Source organism: Azospira sp. MPR-E4 (assembly GCF_058809645.1).
This window is the reverse complement of record NZ_JBXAST010000006.1, coordinates 15946-42637: the sequence shown is the minus strand read 5'-3', so window position 1 is coordinate 42637 and position 26692 is coordinate 15946. Positions and strand designations below refer to the sequence as shown.

At 67.1% G+C, this 26692-nt stretch carries 24 protein-coding genes and 1 tRNA gene; 16 read left to right on the top strand and 9 right to left on the bottom strand.

Annotated features, from left to right (window positions below; all coding sequences use genetic code 11):
- Window positions 1-151 precede the first annotated feature (151 nt).
- The 10 genes from AC1RTA_RS03310 (at window position 152) to nfsB (ending at window position 9857) form a co-directional block, all read left to right on the top strand.
- Window positions 152-1135, top strand: coding sequence for a hypothetical protein (locus AC1RTA_RS03310; RefSeq protein WP_014238317.1), 984 nt, complete (start codon window positions 152-154; stop codon window positions 1133-1135).
- Entirely contained in the window at window positions 1132-2523 is a 1392-nt protein-coding gene (gene nosD, locus AC1RTA_RS03305; RefSeq protein ID WP_492783948.1) for a nitrous oxide reductase family maturation protein NosD, read from the top strand. The genes AC1RTA_RS03310 and nosD overlap by 4 nt, the downstream gene beginning before the upstream one ends.
- Window positions 2520-3392, top strand: a complete 873-nt coding sequence (locus AC1RTA_RS03300; RefSeq protein WP_205231381.1) for a 4Fe-4S dicluster domain-containing protein — start codon at window positions 2520-2522, stop codon at window positions 3390-3392. Before nosD ends, AC1RTA_RS03300 begins: the two co-directional genes overlap by 4 nt.
- Before the next feature lies 1 nt (window position 3393).
- The gene (locus tag AC1RTA_RS03295; RefSeq protein ID WP_014238314.1) at window positions 3394-4359 is read left to right on the top strand and encodes a NapH/MauN family ferredoxin-type protein; all 966 of its coding nucleotides are present in this window, start codon (window positions 3394-3396) and stop codon (window positions 4357-4359) included.
- Window positions 4360-4461: 102 nt separating this feature from the next.
- Complete coding sequence (locus AC1RTA_RS03290) at window positions 4462-5331, top strand: ABC transporter ATP-binding protein (protein WP_492783947.1); 870 nt, start codon at window positions 4462-4464, stop codon at window positions 5329-5331.
- The gene (locus tag AC1RTA_RS03285; RefSeq protein WP_130458920.1) at window positions 5328-5762 is read left to right on the top strand and encodes a protein NosL; all 435 of its coding nucleotides are present in this window, start codon (window positions 5328-5330) and stop codon (window positions 5760-5762) included. The genes AC1RTA_RS03290 and AC1RTA_RS03285 overlap by 4 nt, the downstream gene beginning before the upstream one ends.
- A 24-nt stretch (window positions 5763-5786) precedes the next feature.
- Window positions 5787-6614: an ABC transporter permease gene (locus AC1RTA_RS03280; RefSeq protein ID WP_014238311.1), complete on the top strand. Its 828-nt coding sequence runs from the start codon at window positions 5787-5789 to the stop codon at window positions 6612-6614.
- Window positions 6614-7132, top strand: coding sequence for a TlpA family protein disulfide reductase (locus tag AC1RTA_RS03275; protein ID WP_014238310.1), 519 nt, complete (start codon window positions 6614-6616; stop codon window positions 7130-7132). The genes AC1RTA_RS03280 and AC1RTA_RS03275 overlap by 1 nt, the downstream gene beginning before the upstream one ends.
- A gap of 248 nt (window positions 7133-7380) precedes the next feature.
- Window positions 7381-9081 carry a cation:proton antiporter domain-containing protein gene (locus AC1RTA_RS03270; protein WP_130458919.1) on the top strand — a complete coding sequence of 567 codons (1701 nt, stop codon included), beginning with the start codon at window positions 7381-7383 and terminating at the stop codon, window positions 9079-9081.
- A 122-nt stretch (window positions 9082-9203) separates the two neighbouring features.
- The gene (gene nfsB / locus AC1RTA_RS03265; RefSeq protein ID WP_492783946.1) at window positions 9204-9857 is read left to right on the top strand and encodes an oxygen-insensitive NAD(P)H nitroreductase; all 654 of its coding nucleotides are present in this window, start codon (window positions 9204-9206) and stop codon (window positions 9855-9857) included.
- 84 nt (window positions 9858-9941) lie between these two features.
- Here nfsB and icd read toward each other — a convergent pair whose 3' ends face one another.
- Both icd and AC1RTA_RS03255 read right to left on the bottom strand, forming a co-directional pair.
- Complete coding sequence (gene icd, locus AC1RTA_RS03260) at window positions 9942-11168, bottom strand: NADP-dependent isocitrate dehydrogenase (protein ID WP_130458917.1); 1227 nt, start codon at window positions 11166-11168, stop codon at window positions 9942-9944.
- 247 nt (window positions 11169-11415) lie between these two features.
- Complete coding sequence (locus tag AC1RTA_RS03255; protein WP_492783945.1) at window positions 11416-11583, bottom strand: hypothetical protein; 168 nt, start codon at window positions 11581-11583, stop codon at window positions 11416-11418.
- Window positions 11584-11731: 148 nt separating this feature from the next.
- On the opposite strand from AC1RTA_RS03255, the gene AC1RTA_RS03250 reads away from it, so the two are divergent.
- The 4 genes from AC1RTA_RS03250 (at window position 11732) to AC1RTA_RS03235 (ending at window position 15493) form a co-directional block, all read left to right on the top strand.
- On the top strand, window positions 11732-12316 hold the full coding sequence (locus AC1RTA_RS03250) for a TetR/AcrR family transcriptional regulator (RefSeq protein WP_492783944.1): 585 nt from the start codon (window positions 11732-11734) through the stop codon (window positions 12314-12316).
- A 97-nt stretch (window positions 12317-12413) separates the two neighbouring features.
- Window positions 12414-13496, top strand: coding sequence for an alkene reductase (locus tag AC1RTA_RS03245; protein WP_492783943.1), 1083 nt, complete (start codon window positions 12414-12416; stop codon window positions 13494-13496).
- 69 nt (window positions 13497-13565) lie between these two features.
- Window positions 13566-14495 carry a DMT family transporter gene (locus AC1RTA_RS03240; protein WP_492783942.1) on the top strand — a complete coding sequence of 310 codons (930 nt, stop codon included), beginning with the start codon at window positions 13566-13568 and terminating at the stop codon, window positions 14493-14495.
- On the top strand, window positions 14492-15493 hold the full coding sequence (locus AC1RTA_RS03235) for an LLM class flavin-dependent oxidoreductase (RefSeq protein ID WP_492783941.1): 1002 nt from the start codon (window positions 14492-14494) through the stop codon (window positions 15491-15493). The genes AC1RTA_RS03240 and AC1RTA_RS03235 overlap by 4 nt, the downstream gene beginning before the upstream one ends.
- Before the next feature lie 186 nt (window positions 15494-15679).
- Here the strand turns inward: AC1RTA_RS03235 and AC1RTA_RS03230 are convergent.
- A tRNA-Arg gene (locus tag AC1RTA_RS03230) sits at window positions 15680-15754 on the bottom strand.
- A 235-nt stretch (window positions 15755-15989) separates the two neighbouring features.
- Here AC1RTA_RS03230 and AC1RTA_RS03225 point away from each other — a divergent pair.
- Window positions 15990-18026 (top strand): methyl-accepting chemotaxis protein, encoded by a 2037-nt coding sequence (locus AC1RTA_RS03225; protein WP_492783940.1) that lies wholly within the window; start codon window positions 15990-15992, stop codon window positions 18024-18026.
- A 61-nt stretch (window positions 18027-18087) separates the two neighbouring features.
- On the opposite strand, the gene AC1RTA_RS03220 is transcribed toward AC1RTA_RS03225, so the two are convergent.
- Complete coding sequence (locus AC1RTA_RS03220; protein WP_492783939.1) at window positions 18088-18585, bottom strand: YbaK/EbsC family protein; 498 nt, start codon at window positions 18583-18585, stop codon at window positions 18088-18090.
- A 103-nt stretch (window positions 18586-18688) separates the two neighbouring features.
- Between AC1RTA_RS03220 and AC1RTA_RS03215 the strand changes: the two genes are divergently transcribed.
- Entirely contained in the window at window positions 18689-20611 is a 1923-nt protein-coding gene (locus AC1RTA_RS03215) for an ATP-binding cassette domain-containing protein (protein ID WP_416242882.1), read from the top strand.
- Here AC1RTA_RS03215 and AC1RTA_RS03210 read toward each other — a convergent pair whose 3' ends face one another.
- Genes AC1RTA_RS03210 through AC1RTA_RS03190 form a run of 5 tightly spaced genes read right to left on the bottom strand, consistent with a single transcriptional unit; the run spans window position 20612 to window position 26691 of the window.
- On the bottom strand, window positions 20612-21775 hold the full coding sequence (locus AC1RTA_RS03210; RefSeq protein ID WP_492783938.1) for an ATP-binding protein: 1164 nt from the start codon (window positions 21773-21775) through the stop codon (window positions 20612-20614).
- Window positions 21776-21788: 13 nt separating this feature from the next.
- Complete coding sequence (locus AC1RTA_RS03205) at window positions 21789-22331, bottom strand: response regulator (RefSeq protein WP_130458104.1); 543 nt, start codon at window positions 22329-22331, stop codon at window positions 21789-21791.
- Window positions 22324-23637, bottom strand: coding sequence for a response regulator c-di-GMP phosphodiesterase, NosR family (nosR, locus tag AC1RTA_RS03200; RefSeq protein WP_492783937.1), 1314 nt, complete (start codon window positions 23635-23637; stop codon window positions 22324-22326). The genes AC1RTA_RS03205 and nosR overlap by 8 nt, the downstream gene beginning before the upstream one ends.
- A complete protein-coding gene (locus AC1RTA_RS03195; RefSeq protein ID WP_014236960.1) occupies window positions 23634-25844 on the bottom strand; it encodes a PAS domain S-box protein in 2211 nt (736 codons plus the stop codon). The genes nosR and AC1RTA_RS03195 overlap by 4 nt, the downstream gene beginning before the upstream one ends.
- On the bottom strand, window positions 25828-26691 hold the full coding sequence (locus AC1RTA_RS03190) for an HDOD domain-containing protein (protein ID WP_492783936.1): 864 nt from the start codon (window positions 26689-26691) through the stop codon (window positions 25828-25830). Before AC1RTA_RS03190 ends, AC1RTA_RS03195 begins: the two co-directional genes overlap by 17 nt.
- Window position 26692 lies beyond the last annotated feature (1 nt).

Genomic DNA, 26692 nt, shown 5'->3' with positions numbered 1-26692 from the left:
GATGAGGGGGAGGCCCGATCCTCCCTCCATCCACCCCTCTCCCGGGGAGAGGGCCTCCGGCGGTTCAGGGAAGGCCGGTCAAAAATAACTAGCACTACCATCCTGCGGCCGTCGCCGGTAAGCGGGGCTGCTTTTCGAGAGACAGCAGAACATGGATACCCAAACCAAACAGACTCGCCTGGTCCAGGGACTGACCCTGATCGCCCTGGTGGCCATGGTGGCCGCCTATTTCGCCCCCATCTGGTGGGTCTCCCTGACGGCACCGAACTACCCCAAGGACGCCTTTCCTGACGGCATCCGCATCCACTTCCATTTCGATGGCGTCTACAACGGCTGCAAGGCGGCCGGGGTCGGCACCCGCATGGCCAACGAAATCATCCAGCAGGACCTGGATGAAAACACCGAACGCTACAACCCCATCCTGGATGCCAAGAAGGACGTGAACAAGGGGGCCCAGGGCCTGGACTGCGTCCACGAGATGAACACCATCAACCACTACGTGGGCATGTTCCCCATCGCCACCGGTGCCCCGGTGGAGAAGCCCCTGGCCAAGTTCTTCTTCGGCTTCTTCGCCGTCATGCTGGCCGGCTTCATGGTGACCAAGCGCAAGACCCGCATCCTGGTCCTGTCCGCCGGCTTTGCCGCCGTTGCCGCCTGGATGCTGGTGGACCAGTACGTGCTCGGCCATCTGGCCAGCCACGTCGAAGCCTACGTTCAGGAGGCCGGCACCTTCTTCAAGGAACCGGAGAAGATCAAGGCCTGGGGCGATAACGTCACCCTCATCAGCCACATCGTCATCGTCGGCCTGATCCTGGTCATGGGCATCGTCGTCGCCGGCGTTGCCAAGGTGCGCAATTTCAGCCTGCTGCTGGCCCTAGTGCCGGCCCTGCTGCCCCTCTTCTTCGTCGTCACCTACGCCGCCTGGCTGTGGTTCTTCGGCCACAACCTGCACCCCTGGGGCGCCTTCACGGTGAAGCCCTTCATGCCCACCGTCTTCGGCGAAGGCAAGGTGGCCCAGTTTTCCACCTACTCCTATCCCTACTGGGGTTACGGCCTGCTGGTGCTGATGTTCCTCAGCCTCATGCCGGCCCTGTTGATCCGGCGCAAGCAGGTGCGCGAGGGGGCTGCCGAGTGAGACGCCTGCTTGCAGTCGCCGCCTCGCCGTTGCTGGTGTGGGCGGCGGTAAGCGTTGCCGTGGGAGACCCGGATTACGCCCTGCGGGCCCTCGGCGCCGCCACCGATACGCCGGCAGCCGCATCCAGTGCGGCTGACGGCATGGGCAAGCCTGCCGGCAGCGCCTGGGGCGCCTCCGGCGAGAAGGTGCCCCTGCCCACGGCGCCGGCGGTGGCAGGCATTCCCTGGTTCCAGGACCTGGTCAATCAGGCTCCCGAAGGCTCGGTGCTGAAGGTGCCGGCCGGCAGCTATTCCGGTCCGGTGGTGGTGAACAAGCCCCTGACCATCGAGGCCCAGGGCCAGGTCATCATCGACGGCGGCGGCAAGGGCACGGTGTTCGTCCTGGATACCAGCGGTGCCGTGCTGCGCGGCGTGCATCTGACCAATTCCGGCGGCTCCCACGACAGCGACGATGCCTGTCTCAATGTGCGCGGCGACCGCAACGTGGTCGACCAGGTACGCATCACCAACTGTCTTTTCGGTATCGACCTGAAGCAGTCCAACGACAACAAGCTGACCCGCAACTACATCCGCTCCAAGCCCTTCGACCTGGGCCTGCGGGGCGACGGCGTGCGCCTCTGGTACAGCAAGAACAACCTGCTGGAAGGCAATGAAATCGAGGATTCCCGGGACATGGTGGCCTGGTATTCCGACCATAACGTCTTCCGCAACAACGTCAGCCGGCGCAGCCGCTATTCCATCCACTTCATGTTCGCCCACGAGAATACGGTGGAGGGCAACCGCTTCTACGACAACGCCGTCGGCGTGTATCTCATGTACACCAACGGCGCCTACATCCGCAACAACACCATCTCCCATGCCACCGGCGCCACCGGCATGGCCGTGGGTCTGAAGGAGGCCAGCAACACGGTCATCGAGGGCAACGAAATCCTCTACTGCTCCACCGGCATCGGCACCGACCTGTCGCCCTTCGAGCCCGGCTCCAAGACCGAAGTGCGCAAGAACCGCTTCGCCTTCAACGGCATTGCCGTCAGCTTCGTCTCCGACCGGGAGGGGAGCGTTTTCGAGAGCAACGTCTTCGAGGGCAACCTGGCCGACGTGGCCGTGGCCGGGGGCGGCGGTGCCGCCCATAACCGCTGGCACGGCAACTACTGGGACGGCTACCAGGGCTTCGACCGCAACAATGATGGTGTCGGCGACACGCCCTACGAGGATTACGCCTACGCCGACCGCCTGTGGATGGAAGTGCCCTTCGCCCTCTTTTTCAAGAGCGCCCCCATGATGGAATCACTGGATTTCCTCGAGCGCCTGGCTCCCTTTTCCGACCCCGTGCTGATGGTGCGGGACGAAGCCCCGGTGTTCAAGAATCCCCGGAGGAAAGCACCATGAGTGACAACAACCCGGAATCCGATACGCCTGCCGGCAATGCTGCCAAGCCCGCCGGCTCCGCCAAGCAGCGCACTGCCCGACGCCGCTTCATCCGCAGTTCCCTCCTGACCGGCGGCATCGTCGGCCTGGCCCTGCTGGGCTATCTGCCCGTGGCCCGGGCCAGCCGCACCCGCCTGCGTCCCCCCGGCGCCCTGGATGAAAAGGACTTCCTTGCCTCCTGCATCAAGTGCGGCCAGTGCGTCCAGGTCTGCCCGGTGCAGGCCATCAAGCTGGGCGATCTCACGGACGGCTATGGCATCGGCGTGCCCCACATCGACGCCCGGGAGCAGGCCTGCGACTTTTCCTGCGATGCCGGCCAGTGCATCCTGGCCTGTCCCACCGGCGCCCTCACCTACATCAAGCCCGACTTCCTGCCGGTGCGGCCCGGCGCCCACCTGGCCCGTCTGCCCATTCTCAAGGCCAAGGAAAAGGACCCGGAGCCCACCCTCAACTTGAAGGAACGCATGGGCCTGGCCCGTCTGGCCCAGCCCCAGATCTGTCTGGCGGCCCAGGGCAAGGGCTTCAAGGGGCAAGCCCGGGGCGCCGGCTTCAAGGGCACCATGCGCTACATGGATGTGGACCGCTGGAAACCCATTCCGGTGGCGGACCATCCCTACGAGCGGGAACTGTGCGACCTGTGCGTCACCGAATGCCCGATCAAGGACGCCATCCGCCTCAAGTTCGTGGACAACGGCGACGGCGTCAAACGGGCGGTGCCGGAGGTCCTGGAACAATGCGTCGGCTGCGGCGTCTGCGAAATGATCTGCCCCGTGGAAGCGGGCGGCATGGCCGCCATCGTGGTGGACGAACGCAAGACCTGGGAGGCCTGAAATGAAAAGCTTCAAGGAAAAGCTCCTGGTCATGCTCGGCCGGGAGCCGCAAAAGCCCGCCGCCTACAGTCCGGAGGCGGAACAGATCCACAAGCTGAAGCGCCTCAACAAGGCCGACTTCGAGGCCATGAAGCAGCACACCCGGGAGCACCAGCTGCTGCAGCACAAGTGGCGCAACCGCCGCTGGGCCGTGCTCATCGCCGTGAACCTGCTCTTCGTCGTCTCCTTCTGGCTGGACATCCAGATGCTGGAGGGGGCCCTCACCGCCTCCCGCTTCGTCGGCTTCCACCTGATCGACCTCAACTCCGCCCTGCAGGTGATGCTGGCCCACAAGCACATCATCGTGAACCTGCTGATCGGCACCGCCACCGTGTTCTTCCTCTGGGTGTTGCTGGGGGGGCGCACCTTCTGCTCCTGGGTCTGTCCCTACCACCTGGTGGCGGAATGGTTCGAGGCCCTGCACCTGAAGCTGGTGGAAAAGAAGTGGGTCACCGACCACGAGTTCCACCGGGGCACCCGCACCGTGTTCTGGGTGTTGTTCTCCCTGCTGGCCATCGTCACCGGCTACACCGTGTTCGAGACCCTGTCGCCCACCGGCATCCTGTCCCGGGCCCTGATCTACGGCCCCAGCCTGGCCCTGGCCTGGGTCTTCCTGCTGCTCCTGTTCGAAGTTTTCTACTCGCGCCGGGCCTGGTGCCGATATGTTTGTCCCATCGGCCTGACCTACGGTATGGTGGGCACCGTGTCGCCCCTGCGCATCGTCTACCGCCTGGACAAGTGCTTCCATGAAGGCGATTGCCGCAAGGTCTGCCTGGTGCCCCACGTTCTCGACGTGGTCATCAAGGGCCGGGCCGAGGAGGCGGTGATGTCCATCGGCCCCGATTGCACCCGTTGCGGCCTGTGCGTGGACACCTGCCCCAGCGGCGCCCTGACCTACGGGGTCAAGGGCCTGGACAAACTGCTTTAGGAAAAATGGAGCCGAAGGAGATAAATATCAAAGCGCCGCAGCCCGGGCTTTGGCATCCTGCGGCCTTGGCCCTGTAACGCTTTGCGAGAAATCTCCTTTCCCATGATCCGTTTCGACAACGTCAGCAAGATCTTCAAGAAGGCCCAGGTGCTGGCCGGGGTCAGCCTGGACATCCAGCTGGGCGAGCGCATTGCCCTGATCGGCTCCAACGGTGCCGGCAAGACCACCCTGATCCGCTGCCTGCTGGGGGAATACACCTACGGCGGCGAGGTCAGCATCGACGGCAAGGCGCCCCGGATCCATCGGGCCGACGTGCTGGGCAAGGTGGGCTTCGTGCCCCAGCTGCCGCCGCCCCTGAAAATGCCCGTGGGCCAGCTGGTGACTTTCGCCGCTGCCGTGTGCAAGTCCGATCCCCGGCGCATCCACGCCATCGCCGACCGCCTCGGCCTGGATGTGGACGCCATCGCCGCCCGTCCCTTCAACCGCCTTTCCGGCGGCATGAAGCAGAAGCTGCTGATCGCCATCGCCCTGGGGCGCGACACCCAGGTGCTGGTGATGGACGAACCGGCCGCCAACCTGGACCCGGAAGCCCGCCACATCTTCTTCCAGCTCCTGGCCGAGCGCCAGGACAACTGCACCATGATAATTTCCAGCCACCGTCTCGACGAGGTGGCGGCCCTGGTGAACCGGGTGATCGAGATGGACATGGGCAAGGTGGTGCTGGACGACCGGGTGGCCGACGATTCCGGCATGGATACCCTGCTCGACTGCCATGTGGACCTGCGCCGGACCGACCCGGCCATCACCAAGGCCCTGGAAGGCTGGGGCTTCGCCGCCCGCAACGAGGGCCTCTCCTGGCACGGCCAGGTGGCCGGCCCGGACCGCCTGCGCTTCCTCGGCATGGTGTCGCGCTACGTCGGCCTGCTGACCCGCATCGACATGCAGGAGGTCACGGGAGTGACCCTGCAATGAAGCGCCGCACCTTCCTCTTCTCGGTGCCGGCCGGCGTCTTCGTCTCCCTCGCCGGCTGCGGCGGCCAGCCCAGCAGCGGCCCGGTGGAAATCAAGTGGGACCGGGACGGCTGCACCCGCTGCGGCATGGCCATCAGCGACAAGGCCTACGCGGCCCAGATCCGCGATCCCCACAGCAAGAAGGTCTACAAGTTCGACGATTTCGGCTGCGCCATATTCTGGAGCGAGCACCAGCCCTGGTCGTCGGACCCGCGTATGGAATTCTGGATCGCCGATTCCCGCGACGGCCGCTGGCTCGACGCACGCAAGGCCTATTACGTGAGCGGCAAGCGCACTCCCATGGCCTACGGCTTCGGTGCCGTGGCCGACAAGGTGGAGGGCAGCATCGGCTTCGACGAAGCGAAGAAGCAGGTCCTCGCCAAAGGCAAATAAAAACACTCAGGGAATAGGACAGCAATGAAAACCCTCTGGCTCACCGCCAAACTCGACATCGTGGAATCCCTGCGGGCCCGCTGGTTCCTCATCTACAGCCTGGTCTTCGGCGGCATCGTGGCCCTGCTGTTCGCCTTCGGTCTGACCGAATCCCGGGTCCTGGGCTTCATCGGCCTGTCCCGCCTGCTGGTGACCTACATCCAGCTGGCCATGGCCATCCTGCCCATCTTCGTCCTCGTCACCACCGTGCGCTCCGTCGCCGGCGACCGGGAGGCGGGGGTCTTCGAATATCTGCTGTCCCTGCCCGTGGGCCTGGCGGCCTGGTTCTGGGGCAAGTTCCTGGGCCGCTACGTCACCATCTTCCTGCCGGTCTTCGTCGCCATGCTGGGTGCCGTGCTGTGGGCCCTGATCAAGGGCATCGAAGTGCCCTGGGGCATGTTCGTCTATTACACCGCCCTGCTGGCCGCCATGGCCTGGTGCTTCCTCGGCATCGGCATGCTCATCTCCACCCTGGCCCGCAGCACCGACGTGGCCCAGGGCACGGCCTTCATGGTCTGGCTGCTGATGCTGGTGTTCCTCGACCTGATCCTGCTCGGCGTCCTGATCCAGGGCCAGGTCAGTCCGGAAACGGTGATCGGCATCGCCCTGGCCAACCCCCTGCAGGTGTTCCGCACCGCGGCCCTGGCCCTCTTCGATCCCCAGTTGATCGTCCTCGGGCCCTCCGCGTACGTGATCCTGGATACCTTTGGCGTTCTCGGTTACAAGGTTTATGCTTTGGCCTATCCGGTCCTCCTGGGCAGCGCTGCCGCCCTGGCCGGCTTCCTGACTTTCCGCAAAACCGACCTGCCCTGATGCCCATGCTGCCCTTGCGTTCCTCCCTCGCCGCCCTGGCCTCCGCCCTGCTGTTTGCCGCTCCCCTGGCGGCTGTTGCCGAAGAGCAGGCCTCCGCGGCGCCGCTCTTCGCCGCCAGTTTTCCCGATACCGCCGGCGAGAAGGTGAATCTGGAACGCTATCGGGGCAAGCCCCTGGTGGTGAATTTCTGGGCCCGCTGGTGTGGCCCCTGCCGCAAGGAAATTCCCGATCTGGTGAGCATCCAGAACAAGTACAAGGCCAAGGGCCTGACCATCGTCGGCGTGGCGGTGGAAGAGGGCAAGGAGGCGGTGAAGGAATTCGCCTCGGCCTACGAGGTGAATTACCCGGTGCTGGTTTCCGGCCTGCAGCCCGGGCTGGACCTGATGCGCCAGCTGGGCAACGAGAAGGCCGGTCTGCCCTACACGGTGATCCTGGATCGCCAGGGCCACATCGTCGCCCGCAAGCTGGGCGGCATGAAGCTGGAAGACCTGGACAAGGCCCTGGCGCCCCTGTTCTGAGCGGCGGGCCTCGCCCCGCTGTTTTCCCCCCGATTTTTCCTGGCCGCACCGGGTCCCCGGCACGGTGCCTGCCGTCCGTTTGTCCGGCGTTTCCCTGATCCAGCCGCGGCGCCCTTCGTGGGACAATGGGCTTCGCCGGGCGAAAGGTCAGCGCGTGTCGGCCCGATCCCGGCGGATGTCGAGGGGAGGGGAGTGCGTGGCCGCCTGTTTGGCGCTAGTCTGCTAACACTCCCCGCAAGGACCGCAACATGCCCCACGACATCAGCCTCATCACCACCGTGGCCGCCGGCTTCGGCCTGGCCATGATCCTGGGCTTCATTGCTGCCCGCCTGAAGATTCCCCCCCTGGTCGGCTACCTCATTGCCGGCATCATCATGGGCCCGGCCACCCCGGGCTTCGTCGCCGACGTGGAGCTGGCCGGCCAGCTGGCCGAGATCGGCGTCATGCTGCTGATGTTCGGCGTCGGCCTGCACTTCTCCCTGGAAGACCTGATGAATGTGCGCCGCATCGCCGTTCCCGGCGCCGTGGTGCAGATCACCGTGGCCACCGCCCTGGGCACCGTGCTGGCCATGTACTGGGGCTGGTCTTTCGGCGGCGGCCTGGTCTTCGGCCTGGCCCTCTCCTGCGCCTCCACCGTGGTGCTGCTGCGGGCCCTGGAGACCCGGGGCATCCTGGATTCGGTGAATGGCCGCATCGCCGTCGGCTGGCTGGTGGTGGAGGACCTGGTGTGCGTCCTGGTGCTGGTGCTGATGCCGCCCCTGGCCGAGCTGCTGGGCGGCAGCGCTGCCGATGCCCACGGCGCCGGCGGCAGCCTGTGGGGCACCCTGGCGGTGACCCTGGCCAAGGTGGGAGCCTTCATCGCCCTCATGCTGGTGGTGGGGCGGCGGGTCTTCCCGCGCATCCTGTGGGCCGTGGCCCGCACCGGCTCCCGGGAGCTGTTCACCCTCTGCGTCATTGCCGCCGCCGTCGGCGTGGCCTACGGCTCGGCCAAGCTCTTCGGCGTTTCCTTCGCCCTGGGCGCCTTCTTCGCCGGCATGATGATGCGCGAATCCGATTTCGCCCACCGGGCGGCGGAGGAATCCCTGCCCCTGCGGGACGCCTTCTCGGTGTTGTTCTTCGTCTCCGTCGGCATGCTCTTCGATCCCCAGGTGCTGCTGCAGGAACCGGGCAAGGTGCTGGCGGTGGCCGCCGTCGTCATCGTCGGCAAGACGGTGGCCGCCATCCTGCTGGTGCTGGCCTTCCGCTATCCCCTCAACACCGCCCTCACGGTCGGTGCCAGCCTGGCCCAGATCGGCGAGTTCTCCTTCATCCTGGCCGGCCTGGGCGTTGCCCTGGACCTGCTGCCCAAGGCCGGGCAGAGCCTGATCCTGGCCGGGGCCCTGATTTCCATCGCCTTCAACTCCGTCGTCTTCGCCGCCATCGGTCCGGCCCGCAAATGGGCCCTGGCCCATTCCGCCCTGGCGCGGCGCCTGGAGATGCGGGAAGATCCGACGGCCGCCCTGCCGACCACGGTGGAAGAGCATTTCCTCTCCGGCCAGGTGGTGCTGGTGGGCTACGGCCGGGTCGGCCGGCGCATCGCCGAGGCCCTGGATGCCCAGAAGATTCCCTATGTGGTGGCCGAGCAGCACCGCCAGGTGGTGGAGAAGCTGCGGGAGCGGGGGGTGCCTGCCGTCTCCGGCGATGCCTCGGACCCGGCGGTGCTGATCCAGGCCCATATCGCCCGGGCCGGCATGCTGGTCATCGCCACGCCCGACACCCTGGACGTGCGCAAGATCGTGGACATGGCCCGCACCCTCAATCCGGCCATCGAAGTGGTGCTGCGCACCCACTCCGAGGAGGAGGCCGGCCTGCTGCGCCAGGAGAGCCTGGGCACGGTCTTCATGGGCGAGGACGAACTGGCCAAGGGCATGGCCCGCCACGTGCTGGCGCGGATGGGCAAGGGCGCCTGAGGGGCGGTCGGCGCCGGCCCGGAATTTAGAGGTTGGCCGGCCGGGAATTCCCGGCCTTTGCTTCGGCCCCGGGCGGCGGTATGCTCCCGGGCAAATTTCTTCCCCTATCCCCAGGAGCTTCCATGAACATCGCCCAGGTAGCCGAACAACGCTACACCACCAAGGCCTTCGATCCCAGCCGCAAGATTGCCGCCGACGATCTGGCGGCCCTGCGCACCCTGCTGCGCAATGCCCCGTCCTCCGTCAATTCCCAGCCCTGGCATTTCGTCATTGCCGGCAGCGACGCTGCCAAGGGCCGCATCGCCGCCACCCTCAGCGCCGATTTCCCCTACAACGAGCCCAAGGTGCGCAATGCTTCCCAGGTGGTGGTGCTGTGCGCCCGGGAAAGCCTGGATGAAGGCCATCTGGCGGCCATCCTGGCGCAGGAGGAGGCCGACGGCCGCTTTGCCAACGCCGAGGCCAAGGCCGCCCAGGCCAAGGGCCGGGCCTTCTACGTGGGCCTGCACCAGCAGCAGCTGCAGGACGAGGCCGCCTGGATGGACCGCCAGGTCTATCTGGCCCTGGGTACCCTGCTGCTGGGGGCCGGCGCCCTGGGCATCGATGCCTGCCCCATCGAGGGTTTCAGCCCCGAGGCCGTGGACGAGGCCCTGGGCCTCAAGGCCAAGGGGCTGCGCAGCCGGGTCATGGTGGCCCTGGGCTACCGCAGCGAGGACGACTTCAATGCCCGCCTGCCCAAGTCCCGCCTGCCCGAGAGCGCCATCATCAGCGAGATCTGACGCGCTTCTCCAGCCGGTCCCGGCTGGCAGGCAGAAAGAAAAAGCCCCGCATGGCGGGGCTTTTTTTGTGGCCGCAGCGGCGGCTTACATGCGGGCGATCATGGCCTCGCCGAACTCGGAGCAGGACACTTCCGTCGCCCCTTCCATGAGCCGGGCGAAGTCGTAGGTCACCACCTTGTCGCCGATGGCCGCTTCCATGGACTTGATGATGAGGTCCGCCGCCTCCTTCCAGCCCAGGTGGCGCAGCATCATCTCGGCGGAGAGGATCAGGGAACCGGGGTTTACCTTGTCCTTGCCGGCATACTTGGGCGCCGTGCCGTGGGTGGCCTCGAAACAGGCGTACTGGTCGGAGATGTTGGCGCCGGGAGCGATGCCGATGCCGCCCACCTGGGCCGCCAGGGCATCGGAGATGTAGTCGCCGTTGAGGTTGGTGGTGGCGATCACGTCGTACTCGGCCGGGCGCAGCAGGATCTGTTGCAGGAAGGCGTCGGCGATGGCGTCCTTGATGACGATGCCGTTGGGCAGTTTCTGCCACGGACCGCCGTCGATGTCGACGCCGCCGAACTCGCGCTTGGCCAGGGCATAGGCCGTGTCGCGGAAGTTGCCTTCCGTGAACTTCATGATGTTGCCCTTGTGCACGATGGTCACCGACTTGCGGCCGTTGTCGATGGCGTACTTGATGGCGGCGCGCACCAGGCGCTCGGTGCCTTCGACGGAGATGGGTTTGATGCCGATGCCGGAGGATTCGGGGAAGCGGATCTTCTTCACCCCCATCTCCTCCTGCAGGAACTTGATCACCTTCTTGCAGGCCTCGGAGCCGTGGGCCCACTCGATGCCGGCGTAGATGTCCTCCGTGTTCTCGCGGAAGATCACCATGTTGCACAGCTCGGGCTGCTTCAGGGGGGAAGGCACGCCCTTGAAGTACTGCACCGGGCGCACGCACTGGTAGAGGTCCAGCTCCTGGCGCAGGGCCACGTTGAGGGAGCGGATGCCGCCGCCCACCGGGGTGGTCATGGGCCCCTTGATGGAGACCGAGTATTCCTTGAGGGCGTCGAAGGTTTCCTTGGGCAGCCATTCGTCGGCGCCGTAGATCTGGGTAGATTTCTCGCCGGCGTAAACCTCCATCCAGTGGATTTTCTTCTGGCCGCCGTAGGCTTTTTGCACGGCCGCATCCACCACCTTGATCATCACCGGGGTGATGTCCACGCCGATGCCGTCACCTTCGATGAAGGGGATGATGGGGTGGTTCGGGGTCGGCTGGCCGGGGATGATTTTCTGGCCACCCTGAGGGACTTTGATGTGTGAACTCATTTCCTTAGCTCCATGAGAGATGAGAATTTTTGTTTATTGTTTTGCCAGGCACCTGCTTTGAGGGTCTGGGTCGGTTCGTCATGGAACCGACGAGCCATTATGGAGCAAATCTCAGGTGTGGAGCCATCCCTTGGCTAGGCTTGGCATTAGGGGATGGGAGCACCGCAATTAGCCGCTCTTCGGAGAAATACTATTCTCAGCGGCCTGGTGCTATGTGTTCATCTGTCGGGGGTTGATTCCGATGTGACTAATTTGCAGAAAGGCGTTCCGCAATGGGCCAGTAGATGAAGTCGGCGCAGGTGGCCGGGTGGTCGGCGGGGAAGTACTCCAGGTGGGCCGTGCAGGCCACCATGCCGGGTTCTTCGGCCAATTCCAGGGCGTGCTTGCAGTCGATGCAGGTGGGAGGAGGGACCATGGTCGGCGCGGCTGAATAGTTCATTGATATAAGTATATCGCCTCGTTCCCGGCGCTGGGGTATGAGATAAGTCACGCAGGTATCGGCTTCCCTTTGCCCCGATTTACCGCACTAGACGACTGGTCTAATTGTTGGTATTGTAGCGGTCATGAACACTCGCTACGACAATACCCGTCAGCACATCCTGGACAGTGGCAAGGGCCTCATCGCCGGCAAAGGCTTCTCTTCCGTCGGCCTCAATGAAATCCTCAAGACCGCCGGAGTGCCCAAGGGCTCCTTCTACCACTACTTCGAATCCAAGGAGCAGTTCGGCCAGGCCCTGCTGCAGGACCATTTCGCCGGCTATCTGGAGCGTATCGACGGACTGAGCCAGGACCCCGCCGCCAGCGGCCGGGAGCGGCTGGAGCGCTACTGGCAGCACTGGATGGATGCCCAGAGTGACGGCTGCAATGCCCAGAAGTGTCTGGTGGTGAAGCTCAGCGCCGAAGTGGCCGACCTCTCCGACGCCATGCGCATCACCCTGCGGGACGGTACCGAGCAGATCGTAGCGCGCCTGGCGGCCCTGGTGGAAGCCGGCGTGGCTGATGCCTCCCTGCCGCCCCTGGAGCCCCGGGAGACGGCCCAGACCCTGTATCAGCTGTGGCTGGGCGCCAGCCTGCTGGGCAAGCTGCACCGCAACCGGGCCGCCCTGGAAAACGCCATGGCCTTCACCCGCAAGATACTCACCCCCTGAGTTTCCCCCCGGGGCCGCCGTAGTGGCGGCCCTTTTATTGTTTCGCAGTCATAGACGACCGGTCTAATCAGCAACATCCTTTTCGAGGAGTCAATCCATGCCTTCCCTGTTCGATCCCGTCACCGTCGGCGACATTTCCCTGGCCAACCGCATCGTCATGGCCCCCCTGACCCGCAACCGGGCCATCGCCGGCAACAAGCCAGGCCCCCTGACGGTGGAATACTACCGCCAGCGCGCCAGTGCCGGCCTCATCATCGCCGAGGCCAGCCCCATCAGCCCCATGGCCCAGGGCTACCTGGACACCCCGGGCATCTACAGCGACGAGCAGGTGGCAGCCTGGCGCCAGGTGACCGACGCCGTCCATGCCGCCGGCGGTCGCATCGTCCTGCAGCTGTGGCACGTGGGCCGCATCTCCCATTCCTCCCTACTGCCCGGCGGCGCCGCTCCGGTCTCCTCCACCGCCCGTCCGGCTCCCACCAAGACCTTCACCAAGGAAGGTTTCGTGGACGTGTCCGCGCCCCGGGCCCTGGCCGACGAGGAACTGCCGGCCCTGGTGGAGGACTACCGCAAGGCCGCCCGCAACGCCATCGCCGCCGGCTTCGACGGGGTGGAAGTGCATGGCGCCAATACCTATCTGCTGGAACAGTTCCTGCGCGACAGCGTCAATGACCGCAGCGGCCCCTATGGCGGCTCCATCCCCAACCGGGCCCGGCTGCTGCTGGAAGTGGTGCGGGCCGTGGCCGGGGAAATCGGCGCCGGCCGCACCGGCCTGCGCCTGAGCCCCCTCACCACCTTTGCTGCGCCCCTGGACAGCAATCCCCAGGCCCTCTACGGCTATGTGGTGGAACAGGTGGCGCCCCTGGGCCTGGCCTACCTGCACGTCATCGAAGGCGAGACCGGCGGCCCGCGCCAGCCCGAAGGCGCTCCCGCCTTCGACTACGAGGCCCTGCGCCGGGCCTTCGGCGGCACCTGGATGGTGAACAACGGCTATAGCGGCGCCAGCGCCGAAGCGGCGGTGGCCAGTGGCCATGCCGACCTGGTGGCCTTCGGCCGGCCCTTCATCAGCAACCCGGACCTGCCCCGCCGCCTCAAGAGCGGCGCCCCCCTCAACGAACTGCGGGCCGACAAGCTGTACGGCGGCGGCGCCGAGGGTTACACCGACTACCCGGCCCTGGCCTGAGCGACAGCCCTACCCACGCCGCGGCGGCTTCGGCCATCGCGGCGCCTTCATCCTTTTGACGGAATTTCCATGAACGCCTATCGCCGCTGGCTGCCGCTCCTGGCCCTGGTCGTCCTTTCCCTCACCTGGGGCTATACCTGGGTCCTGGCCAAGCAGGGCCTGGCCCATGCCGCCCCCTTCGCCTTCGCCGCGGAGCGATGTATCGGCGCCGCCCTGGCCCTGGTGGTGGTGCTGCGCCTGCTGGGCAAGCCCCTCCAGCTGGTGGCGCCGGGCCAGACCCTGTCCATCGGCCTGACCCAGGTGGCCGGCTTCATGGTCTTCCAGACCTGGGCCCTGGTGGAAGGGGGGCCGGGCAAAACCGCCGTGCTCATCTTCACCATGCCCATCTGGACCCTGCTGCTGGCCTGGCCCATCCTGGGCGAGCGGGTGCGGGGCAAGCAGTGGCTGGCCGCCGGCAGCACCCTGGCCGGCCTTCTGCTCATCATCGCGCCCTGGGACATGCACTCCAGCCTCTTCAGCAAGTTCCTCGGCCTCATGGCCGCCCTCTGCTGGGCCGTCGGCACCATCCTCATCAAGCGCCTGCGCGGTGCCCAGCCGGTGGACCTGCTGGTGCTCACCACCTGGCAGATGATCATCGGCGCCGTACCCCTGACCCTGCTGGCCCTGGTCGTTCCCGAACATCCGACGGACTGGAACCTGTCCTACGTCGGCATCCTCATGTTCATGTCCGTGGCCAGCACGGCCCTCTGCTGGTGGCTGTGGATCTACATCCTGGACCGGGTGCCGGCCTGGGAGGCCAGCCTCTCGGTGCTGGGCACCCCGGTGGTGGCCATCCTTTCCTCCCGCCTGACCTTCGGCGAGGCCTTCCAGGCGAGCGAGGTGGCGGGCATCCTGCTCATCGGCGGCGGCCTGGCCCTGCTCTCCTTCTTCGGCTGGCTGGCCAGCAAACGCAATCCCATCGTGGTCCCGGCAGCGGGAGCGGAAGGAAAAAATCCATGACCACCACCGGCAAGGCCTCCCTCTCCCTGCTCGATCTGGTGACGGTGCGGGAAGGGGGCAGCATCGCCCAGGCCCTGAGCATCGCCCGGGACACCGCCCGTCATGTGGAAGCCCTCGGCTTCACCCGCTACTGGCTGGCCGAGCACCACAACATGCCGGGCATCGCCAGCTCCGCCACCGCCGTGCTGGTGGGGCACATCGCCGGCGCCACCTCCCGCATCCGGGTCGGGGCCGGCGGCATCATGCTGCCCAACCACGCGCCCCTGGTGGTGGCCGAGGCCTTCGGCACCCTGGCCGAACTCTATCCGGGCCGCATCGACCTGGGTCTGGGCCGGGCCCCCGGCACGGACGTGACCACCATGCGTGCCCTGCGCCGGGACCGGGTGGAGACGGAGGCCGACTTCCCCCGGGAGGTGGCCGAACTGCAGCGCCTGCTGGGGCCGCTGCAGCCGGGCCAGGCCGTGGTGGCGGTGCCCGGGGCCGGCACCCAGGTGCCAATCTGGCTGCTCGGCTCCAGCCTCTTCGCCGCCCGCCTGGCGGCGGCCCGGGGTCTGCCCTATGCCTTCGCCTCCCACTTCGCCCCGGCCATGCTGGACCAGGCGGTGGCCCTCTACCGCCACGAATTCCAGCCCTCCGCCGCCCTGCGCCGGCCCCACGTCATGGTGGGCGTGCCCCTGGTGGCGGCGGAGAACGACGCCGCCGCCGATTTCCTCGCCAGCAGCAGCCGGCAGCGGGTGCTGGGCATCCTGCGCGGCGACCGGGCCGGCCTGCCGCCGCCCCGGGAGGGTTTCATGGAGAGCCTCCATGCCCACGAGCGGGACGCCATCAACGGCTTCCTCGGCGTCGCCGTGGTGGGCGGGCCGGAAACCGTGGCCCGGGGCCTGGCCGCCCTGCAGGCCCGCACCGGGGCCGACGAGCTGATGCTGGTGTGCGACGTGTTCGAGCCGGCGCTGCGCCTGCGCTCCCTGGAGATCGCGGCCCGGGCCTGGGCCGGCTGAAGGCCTGCCCGCCGGGGCAGGCAGGACGGACATTCCCGCCGGTGCAAGGCCGGCGGGCGCGCCAATACTGGGTTTCAGGCCGGGATGGCCTGGGGACGAGCGCTAGCAGGGAGTCGGGCCCAGGATTGCCGCAGAACGAGGCGGGACGGGCCGGGTGGGGAGTGCTACGGAGTAGGGCGGCGGGACTGGCGTCCCCGAGTGGAATCGAACCACTAATCTTCCCTTAGGAGGGGAAAGTTATATCCATTTAACTACGGAGACAGCCGCGGGCGCGTATTGTACGCGCAGCCTCCGGCTGCCGCCAGCCGCGCCCCAGGCCAGGGTTTTCCCGGGGGCCAGGTCCGGGGTTCGCCATAGGTCATAGCGTGAAATAGTTGTATTACTTTAGTAAAGCAGGGATTAATAATATTGAAACATGCCGCGGCGGTGAGCTGGCCCCGGCACACAGCCATCCCGCCTGGCGGGTAGCCAACCAATAATAAACAAGGGGTTCAATATGCTCGACCTATACCGCAAACTGCCCATCGCCCGACGGATCATCATCGTCGCGGCCTCCCTGCTTGTCATCATCTTCACTGCCATGACCGTCATGGCCACTTCCATGGCTTCCCGTTCGGCGGTGGCCCTGGCCGAATCCGACCTGAAGGAACAGATGAGTATCCTGCAGGACACCCTGGACAGCGTCTTCGACAGCGTTCTGGCCCGGGGCGAGCGGCAAATGAATTTCTTCCGTCGCCAGCTGCCCGGCGATTTCAACCTGGGCTCGGGCATGGTCCGCACCGGCAATGTGGATCTGCCGGTGATCCGGGCCGGCGGCGAAGTGCTCAACGCCAACCGCAAGATACTGCTGGCCTTCCAGGAACTGACCGGCGAGGATGCGGCAGTGCTGGCCGTGCATGAAGGCAAGCTGTACCGGGCCGCCACCCTGCTGAAGAAGGACGGTGTCTATCAGGACGGCACCGAAATCAAGGCCGGCGACCCGGTGGCCGACGCCATCCTGCAGGGCAAGGACTACGGTGGCCTGGCCATCCGAAACGGCACCTACTACTTCAGCACGGTGAAGGCCCTGAAGACGGCGGAGGGCAAGGTCTACGGCGGTATTTCCGTGCGCATCAAGCTGGACAGCGAACTGCGGGATGTCCGGGCCCTCTTCGGCAAGGTCAAGGTGGCCGATACCGGTTACGTCTACATCGCCCGCCAGACCAAGGACGACAAGACCCTGGTGGAATTCGTGGCCCACCCCACCCTGGCCGGCAAGACCCTGGAAGGCATGGACGGGGAGACCCGGGACAGCATCGCCAAGGCCGTGGCCGGCCCCGACGGTCTGCTCACCTACGAGATGAAGGACGCCAACGGCAAGATGCGCAAGAAGCTGGGCGTGGCCGGCACCTCCTCCCGCTGGGGCTGGCGTCTGGTGGGCGCCTCCTGGGAGGACGAGTTCCTCGCCGAGAGCATGAAGCTGCGCAATTTCCTGGTCATTTCCAGCATCGTCGCGGCCCTGCTTTCCTGTGCCGTGATCTTCTTCCTGGTCAATGTGCGTCTGAAGCCCCTGTCCGAGTTCATGGTGCAGATGGACCGCCTCGGCGCCGGGGACCTGACCATCAGCGTGCGCGATGCGGATGGCAACAGCGGCAACGAGGTGCAGCGCCTGGGGCACTCCCTCAACGTGACCGCGGCCAATGTGCGCAGCCTGGTGGGCGAGATTTCCGCCGCCGCCGGTCGCGTCAATGCGGCCGCCTCCGAAGTGGAAAATGCCTCCCACCAGGCCATGGAAGCGGCGGAGCAGCAGTCCCAGTCCGCCTCCGGCATGGCCGCCTCGGTGGAGCAGATGTCCGTCAGCATTTCCCACGTGGCCGCCAGCGCCGGCGACGCCGCCCAGGTGGGCGAGGAAGCCGCCGAATCCACCCATCGGGGCCGCAGCATCGTGCAGAAGACGGTGGAGGAAATGGAACGCATCGCCGGCGAAATCGGCCGCTCCGCCGAGGTCATCCACAGCCTGGGCGAGCGTTCCCAGCAGATTTCCGGCATCGTCGGCGTGATCAAGGAAATCGCCGACCAGACCAACCTGCTGGCCTTGAACGCCGCCATCGAGGCGGCCCGGGCCGGGGAACAGGGCCGGGGCTTTGCCGTGGTGGCCGACGAAGTGCGCAAGCTGGCCGAGCGCACCAGTTCCTCCACCCAGGAAATTGCCGACACCATCGCCGCCATCACCGGCGAGACCCAGAGCGCCGTGGCCGGCATGCAGGTGGTCAGCCGTCAGGTGGAAGCCGGTGTCGAAATGGCCCGGGAGGCCGGCGAGGCCCTGCAGGTCATCGATGCCAATACCGAGAAGTCGGTCAGCACGGTGCGCGACATCGCCGACAGCACCCGGGAGCAGAGCGTGGTCAGCCAGGAAATCGCCCGTCTGGTGGAGCAGATCGCCCAGATGGCGGAAGAGGGCAGCGCCACCTCCACCCAGAACACCGAGTACGCCCGCAACCTGCAGACCCTGGCCCAGGAGCTGCAGACGGCCCTGCAGCGCTTCAAGGTCTAAGGCGGCTCAGCCCGTCCATGGCGGCCCGGCGGGGAAACCTGCCGGGCTTTTTTTTGGCGGCTCAGGCGGCCGGCGCTTCCTGGTGCACGTCGGCCCAGGGCGCGCCGGTGAGACGCTGCAGGTCGGCCGGGGCCAGGGGGAAGACGGAGAAGGGCGTGCCGGCGGCGGCCCAGACGGTGGCAAAGCGCTGCAAGAGACCATCCAGCAGCAGGATCACCTCTCCGGGCTGGCCCAGGGGCGAGACGCCGCCGATGGCGTAGCCGGTGGCCTGGCGCACGAATTCCGCCTCGGCCCGCTCGATGGGGCCGCCCACCAGGGCCTTGACCTTCTTCTCGCTGACCCGCTGGTCGCCGCAGGTCACCACCACCACGGCGCGGCCGTCGCTGCGGCGGCGGAAGACCACGGACTTGGCGATTTCCGCCACGCTGCAGCCGATGGCCTGGGCGGCTTCGGCGCTGGTGCGGGTGGGCTGGTCGAACTCGACCACGGCGGCGTTGTGGCCGGCGGCCTGGAGCAGGGCCTGCAGGCGCAGGGCGGTGGGGTGGCTGGCAGGTTTCATGGGGCCAAGCTTAAGGCGGCGGCGCCCCGCCGGGCAAGCCCGGGGGCTGGCCCGCGGCGGGGGAGGCTACAATAGCGGCCTTTGCTTCCACCGGCTGCCTCCCGTGCCCTACCTGCAACTCAAATCCGCCTGCCTTGCCTTTGGCCACGTGCCCCTGCTCGACCACGCCGACTTCCAGCTGGATCCTGGGGAGCGGGTGGCCCTGATCGGCCGCAACGGCTGCGGCAAGTCCTCCCTGCTCAAGGCCCTGGCCGGCCAGGGCGGCCTGGACGACGGCGAGGTGTGGCGCCAGCCCGGCGCCCGCATCGGCTACGTGCCCCAGGAGCCGCCCTTCGATCCGGAACAGAGCGTGTTCCAGGCCGTGGTCGGCGGCATGGGCGACACCTCGGCCCTGCTGGCCGAATACCATGAGGTGTCCCACCGCCTGGCGGAAGAGGGGGCCGACCATGAGGTCCTGCTGGCCCGCCTGCACCAGTTGCAGACCGACCTGGAGGCCCGCGGCGCCTGGGCCGTCAATGCCCAGGCCGAGGCCGCCATCCAGCGTTTTTCCCTGGACCCGGAGGCCCGGGTGGGCGGCCTTTCCGGCGGCCAGAAGAAGCGCCTGGCCCTGGCCCAGGCCCTGGCCGTGGCGCCGGAAGTGCTGCTGCTGGACGAACCCACCAACCACCTGGACGTGGGCGCCATCGCCTGGCTGGAAAACCTGCTTCTCGAAGCCAACGTCACCCTGCTCTTCATCACCCACGACCGGGCCTTCCTCAACCGCCTGGCCACCCGCATCGTGGAACTGGACCGGGGCCAGCTGGTGAGCTTCCCCGGCAATTTCGCCGCCTACCAGGAGCGCAAGGAACGCATGCTGGCCGACGAGGCGGTGGTGAACGCCAAGTTCGACAAGTTCCTGGCCCAGGAAGAAGTGTGGATCCGCAAGGGCGTGGAGGCCCGGCGCACCCGCAACGAAGGCCGGGTGCTGCGCCTGGAGCAGTTGCGGCGCGAGCGGGCGGCCCGGCGCGAGCGCCAGGGCAAGGTGGAACTGGCCCTGGACTCGGGGGAGAAGAGCGGCAAGCTGGTGGCCGAACTCACCCATGTGACCAAGCGCTACGGCGAGCGCACCATCGTCCGGGACTTCTCCACCCGCCTCATGCGCGGCGACAAGATCGGCCTCATCGGCCCCAACGGCGCCGGCAAGACCACCCTGCTGCGCCTCATCCTGGGCGAGCTGCAGCCCGACGAGGGCAGCGTGCGCCAGGGCACCAAGGTGGAGGTGGCCTATTTCGACCAGTTCCGCAGCCAGCTGGATGAGGAGGCGGCCCTGGCCGACGTCATCTCCCCGGGCTCCGACTACGTGGAAATCGGCAACGAGAAAAAGCACGTCATCAGCTATCTGGGCGATTTCCTTTTCGCGCCCCAGCGGGCCCGTTCGCCGGTGAAGTCCCTCTCCGGCGGCGAGCGCAACCGCCTGCTGCTGGCCCGCCTCTTCGCCCGTCCCGCCAACGTGCTGGTGCTGGACGAGCCCACCAACGACCTGGACATCGAAACCCTGGAGCTGCTGGAGCAGCTGCTGCAGGACTACCCGGGCACCCTGTTCCTGGTCAGCCACGACCGGGCCTTCCTCGACAACGTGGTGACCCAGACCATCGCCGCCGAAGGCGACGGGGTGTGGCACGAATACGCCGGCGGCTACAGCGACTGGTTTGCCTACCAGCAGAGGCGCCAGGCGGAGGAAAGCCAGGCGGCCAAGGCCCAGGCCAGGGAAGAGAAGGCGGCGGCGCCGAAGGAGGACAAGGCCGCCAAAGCCAAGCCGGTGAAGCTCAGCTACAAGGAAAACAAGGAGCTGGAAGCCCTGCCCGACCGCATTGCCGCCCTGGAGGCGGAGCAGGCCGGCCTCAGCCAGCGCCTGGAAGACCCGGGCCTGTACCAGCGGGACCCCCAGGAAGCCCAGCGCTGCTCCGCCAGACTGGGGGAGATCGACGAGGAACTGCTGCTCCTGCTGGAACGCTGGGAAGAGCTGGAAGCCAAGAGCAAGGGCTGATCAGGCCTGCTGCCCGGCGGCGGTGGCCTCTGCCGCCGGAGCGGCCTCCTCCCCGGCGGCGCTGGCTGCCGGCTGGTGGATGGGCAGGAAGACCTGGAACAGGGTGCCCGCCCGCTCCTGGCTGTCCACCTCGATGCGGCCGTGGTGCTTCTGCACGATGCCGTAGGAGAGGGAAAGGCCCAGACCCGTGCCCTTGCCCACCGGCTTGGTGGTGAAGAAGGGGTCGAAGATACGCTTCAGGTTTTCCGGCGGGATGCCGGCGCCGGTGTCGGCGATGCTGATGCAGACCTCCCCGCTTTCCGGCAGGTGGCGCGTGGCCACGTTGATGACGCCCTTGTCCTTGATGGCGTGGGCCGCATTCACCAGCAGGTTGAGGAAGACCTGGTTGAGCTGGTTCTGGTTGGCCTCGATCAAGGGCAGTTCCCCCAGCTCGGTGATGACCTCGGCCTTGTACTTCAGCTCGTTGTTGACGATGTTGAGGGTGGAGACGATGCCCGGGTTGAGGTCGATCCAGGCGAACTTGCCTTCGTCCGGGTGGGAGAAGTCCCGCAGGTCCTGCACGATCTTGCGCACCCGGCTGACCCCGTCCCGGGATTCGCTGAGCAGCTTGGGCACGTCCTCCCGCAGGAATTCCAGGTCGTAGCGCTCGCAGCTTTCCCGGATCTTGCGCCCCAGGGGCGAATCGTCGGGCAGGTCGGCGGCCAGTTCCTCCAGCAGGTCGGTGAGGGCGAAGAGGTCCTCCACGTAGCCGGCCAGGGTGTTGATGTTGGACTGCACGAAGCCCACCGGGTTGTTGATCTCGTGGGCCACCCCTGCCGCCAGCTGGCCGATGGAGGCCATCTTTTCCGAATACAGGAGCTGCCGCTTGGCATCCTCGAGCCGGGTGATGAGGGCCGCCTGCTCGCCTTTTTCCCGCTGCAGTGCCTCTTCCGTCTCGGTGCGCTCGGCCAGTTCCCGGCGCAGGTCGTCGTTGCGCCGGTTGAGTTCTTCCGAAGTGAGGTTGAGGGCCTGTTCCCGCAGCAGCAGGTCCCGGTCCAGCTGCTCGTAGGATTCGCCGATGGCGTTGAACAGGTGCTCCCAGGCCGCATCGCCCGGGGGCGGCAGGACCGTTTCCGGGTGTTCGCCCAGGTGGCGGCGAATCTGGCGTTCGAGCAGGGGGTGCATGGCGGCGGCCCCTTCAATCGTCGAGATGGATGGCCCCGTCGGGGCCCCAGTTGACCCGGGTGATGCCCGGTTCCTCCGCCTCCAGGCGGCGCCGTTCGATTTCCTCCGGGCTCAGCTGGCCCAGCTGCCGCTGCCGTTCCAGGGCCAGCTGGCGGTCCGCCTCCTGGCGGCCGAATTCCGCATAGGCGCCCTGCAGCACGCTGCATACCTCCTCGTCGTCCCAGGGCTTGATCAGGTAGCGGTGCAGGCCCACGGCATTCACCGCGCTCACCAGCACGTCGAAGTCGGCGGCGCCGGAGAGCATGAGGCGCAGGGCATGGGGCTGGATTTCGGCGAATTCCTTGAGGAAGGCGATGCCGTCCATCTCGGCCATGCGGTAGTCGCTCACCACCAGGGCGAAGGGCACTTCCCAGGCCCGCGCCAGGGCGGCCCGGGGGGAGGTGAAGGTTTCCACTTCGGGGCCGGCCGGCAGTTGGCGGTGCAGCAGACGGGCCAGGGCCGACAGGACGGCGGGCTCGTCGTCCACGAGCAGGATGCGGGGTGGGCGGTTATTCATGATCGACGATCTTCGGTGGATGGATGTGGAGGGTGATGCGGCCGCCGAATTCGCTCTTCTCGTATTCGCGAATCTGCCGGATCAGGTTTTCATCCAGGACATAGTCGGCGGCCAGCAGCAGGATGCCGTCGCGGCTGAGGAAATCCCGGGCCAGGACCATGCCCGGCTCCAGTTCGGCGGGCAGCAGGGGCAGGCCCACCGGCGGCGGCTCCTTGATGCCGCCGCAGACCACCAGGAAGGCATCCACCACCGCCGGGTCGTAACGCCGGCCCCGGCTCTTGTCGATGAACTCCAGGGCGGCCTGCTCGTTCAGCTTCTTGCCGTTGAGGGTGCCCTGGATGAGGCCGTCGTAGTCGTTGGCCACGGCCAGGATGCGGGCCCCCAGGGGAATGGCCCCTTCCATTTCGCCGGCGGGGTAGCCCTGGCCGTCCACCCGTTCGTGGTGGCTGCGGATCAGGCGGGCGGCGCCCCGCAGGTCCTCCAGGGCCATCAGGGCCTGTTCGCCCTTGAGCGGATGCTTGCGCCACAGGCCCCGCTCCTCCGGGGTCATCTGCAGTTCGTTCTTGGCCAGCAGGTGGTCGGGCAGGCCGATCTTGCCGATGTCGTGCAGCAGGCCGGCGAGGAACACGTCCTGGCTGTCCCGGGGCGACAGGTTCATCTGCTTGGCGGTCTTGCGCGAGAGGTCCGCCACCCGGCGGGAGTGGCCGGCCATGCGGCCTTCCCGCAGTTCGATGAGGTTGGCGAAGACCCGGATCGAGGTCATGAAGCTGGTCTTCAGCTTCTCGTTGGCCAGGGCCAGTTCCTGGGTGCGGGCCTGGACCTTCTCCTCCAGGCTGGCGTTGAGGCTTTTCAGCTCCTCGTTCTGCCGCCGGGTCAGTTCTTCCAGGCGGGCCTTTTCCCGCTCCAGGGCCTTGCGCTCCAGCACGTCCTTCACCGTCAGCATGACTTCGCTGTCGTTCCAGGGCTTGGCGATGTAGCGGTAGATCTCGCCCTGGTTGATGGCGGCCACGGTGGATTCGATGTCGGCGTAGCCGGTGAGCAGGATGCGCGCCGCCTTGGGCCAGCGGGCCCTGACCTGGGCGAGGAAGCGGGCGCCGTCCATCTCCGGCATGCGCATGTCGGAGATGACCACGTCCACCTCGCCGTTTTCCTCTTCCAGCAGTTGCAGGCCCTCGGCGCCGCTGTTGCCGAGCAGGACCTTGTAGCCGGCAGGGCGGAACAGGCGGCGCAGGGCGGCGAGGATGTTGGCCTCGTCGTCCACGCACAGGATGGTGGCGGGGGGGACGGGCAGGTTGCCGTCGCTCATGGGGTTGCTCCCTCTTTTGGCTGGCTGACCGGCAGGACGATGCGGAAGGTGGTGCCCTTACCCAGCTCGCTGCTGACGGTGATCTGGCCGTGGTGCTTCTGCACGATGCCGTAGGACAAGGATAAGCCAAGCCCGGTGCCTTTGCCCACGGGCTTGGTGGTGAAGAAGGGGTCGAACAGGCGGTGCATGTTTTCGGGGGAGATGCCGCTGCCGTTGTCCTCCACTTCCAGCCATACCTGGTGCGCCGGCTCGTCGTGACCGCTGCGCAGGGTGATGCGGCCCATCTGGCCCTCGGGCATGGCGTGGGCCGAGTTCACCAGCAGGTTGAGGAAGACCTGGTTGAGCTGGGAGGGCAGGCATTCCACCTCCGGCAGTTGGCCGTATTCCCGGACCACCTCGGCCCGGTACTTGATCTCGTTGTTGACGATGTTGAGGGTGGAATCCAGGCCCTGGTGCAGGTCGGCCCACTGCCAGTCCTGGGAGGCGTCGAGACGGGAGAAGTCCTTCAGGTCGGCGACGATCTTGCGCACCCGGTCGATGCCGTCCCGGGACTGGGTCACCAGGCTGGGCAGATCCTCCAGCAGGAAGTCGAAGTCCAGGTCCTGCTTGACCCGGGCCACGGCCTGGGCCGCCGGGTGCTCGGACGGCAGCTGGGCCACCGCCGTCGCCAGGGAGTCGAGCACCGTCTGCATGTCCTCCAGGTACCGGCCCAGGGTGGACAGGTTGGATTGCACGTAGCCGATGGGATTGTTGATCTCGTGGGCGACGCCGGCGGCCAGCTGGCCGATGGAGGCCATCTTCTCCGACTGCACCAGCTGCTCCTGGGCTTCCTGCAGGCGCTTGTTCACCTCCAGCAGTTCGGCGTTGCGCTGGCGCAGCTCGTTCTCCGAAGCTTCCCGCCGCCGCACGTCCTCCTCCAGGGCCTGCTTGGCCAGGGAGAGCTGGGCGGTGCGCCGCTCCACCAGGATCTCCAGCTTGGTGTGGGCATTGCGCAGGGCCTCCTCGGCCTCCTTGCGCTCGGTCACGTCCACCAGGGTCTCGATGGCGCCGATGATGCGGCCCTGGGCATCCTTGAGGGGGGCGGCGGTGAAGAACAGCCAGCGGCCCCGGTCGCCGAAATTGGGGAAGAAGGATTCCACCTCGTAGGCCCCGGGAATGATGGGGGAGCGGCGGAAGGTGTCGCCGTAGAGCCCGGTGATGCGGCTGTCGGCGGTGCCGTCCACCACCAGCTCGGCCAGCACCGGCCGCTCTTCGGCATAGAAACCGGACCAGGCCCGGGTGCTGCCGATGATCTTCTCCCCGGGCATGCCGGTGACCAGGGCGCAGGCTGCATTCCAGTGGGTTACCCGGTGCTCCGCGTCGATGACGAAGGTGGGCACCGGGTCGCCGTCGATGATCTGCTGCAGCATCTGCTGGGTGCTGCGCTGGGCCGCCTCGGCCCGCTTGCGTTCGGTGATGTCGATGGCTGTGCCGAGACCGGCGTAGCCGCCCTCGTATTCGATGCGGGCGGCGGTGATCTCCATCCAGATGGTCTTGCCCGCCTTGGTGACGAAAGGGGCCTCGTAGGTGGCCGGCATGGCCTCGCCGCGCAGCCGGGCGGCGGCCCGCTCCTGCAGGAGGTCGCGCACCGAGGGATGGGCCAGGTCGAAGAAACTCATCTGCAGCAGCTCGGCCCGGCTGTAGCCGGTGAGGCGCTCCATGGCCCGGTTCACGTAGAGCATGGGGCCGCCCTTGTAGAGGATCACGGCGGCGCTGATGGTTTCGGTGAGGCCGCGGAAGCGGGCCTCGCTGCTGCGCAGCTGCTGCTCGGCCTCGACGATGCGGGTGATGTCCGAACCCAGGCCGACGTAGCGGCGGGGCAGGTTGCCCTCTGCCGGCAGGGGCACCACGGTCAGCTCGATCCAGTATTCGGAGCCGTCCTTGCGCCGGTTGGACATTTCGCCGCGCCATTCGAAGCCGGCCCGCACCGTCTGCCACAGCTCGGCGAAGAACTCGGGCGGATGGCGGCCGGTGGCCAGCACGCTGTAGTTGTGCTGCAGCAGCTCATCCGGCCGGTAGCCGCAGGCTTCGCACATGCGCTCGTTCACGTAGAGGATGGCGCCCTGGTCGTCGGCCACGCTCACCTGCAGGTGGCGCAGCAGCACTTCCCCGTGCAGCAGCTCGGGCAGGCCGGGGGGGATCGGACCGGGATCAGGCAAGGAGGGCATGCAGGGTATCCTCGAACTCGTTGGCGATCTGGTCCAGGGTCGGCGCCAGCCGGGCCCAGTCGATGTTGAGCCGGTTCCAGGCCGTGTCGGAAAGGGGCGGCACCGGTTCTTCCAGGGGGGTGGAGAATTCCAGGCCGTGGGCCAGGACGTTGGCGACGTGGGTCAGGTCCACCAGGGAGTCGGCCCGGGCCTCGTCGGGCTGATGATGCAGGGCGATGGCTTCCCTCATGCTCTGGGGCAGGCCCCAGCGGGTGGCCAGCATGGCGCCGGCCTCGGCATGGGTGAGGCCCAGGTATTCCAGTTCGGCGGCCACCAGGGGCAGTTCATGGCCCTGGCTGCGGGTCAGGACGGCGGCGTAGTGGCGGGGGAAGGCGACGCACAGCACCAGCTGGCCGATGTCGTGCAGCAGGCCGGCGGTGAAGGCGGCCTCGGCGTTGCGGCCGCTGAGCATGGCCAGGTGCCGGGCCGCCACGGCGGTGCCGACGCTATGGCGCCAGAAGGTGCGGGGCGAGAAATTGCGGCCCGGCTTGAGGCTGGCGAGGGCCTGCACGGCGGCGGCGGAAATGACCAGGGAACGCACGGCGCGAAAGCCGAGCACGACGATGGCCTCCTGGATCGAGCCGACCATGCCCGGCATGCCGTAGAAGGGCGAGTTGGCCACCCGCAGGGCCCGGGCCGCCAGGACCTGGTCGGCGGCGATGCGCCGGGCCAGGGGCGCCACGTCCAGCTCCTCGATGGCGTCGCCGCTGAGCAGCTCCGCCGCCACGCTGGGCAGGCTGGGCAGGGCGGCGATGCGGGCGGCGACGGTGTCCCGGTCCGGCGGCGGAGGGCAGGCCTGGGGCGACATC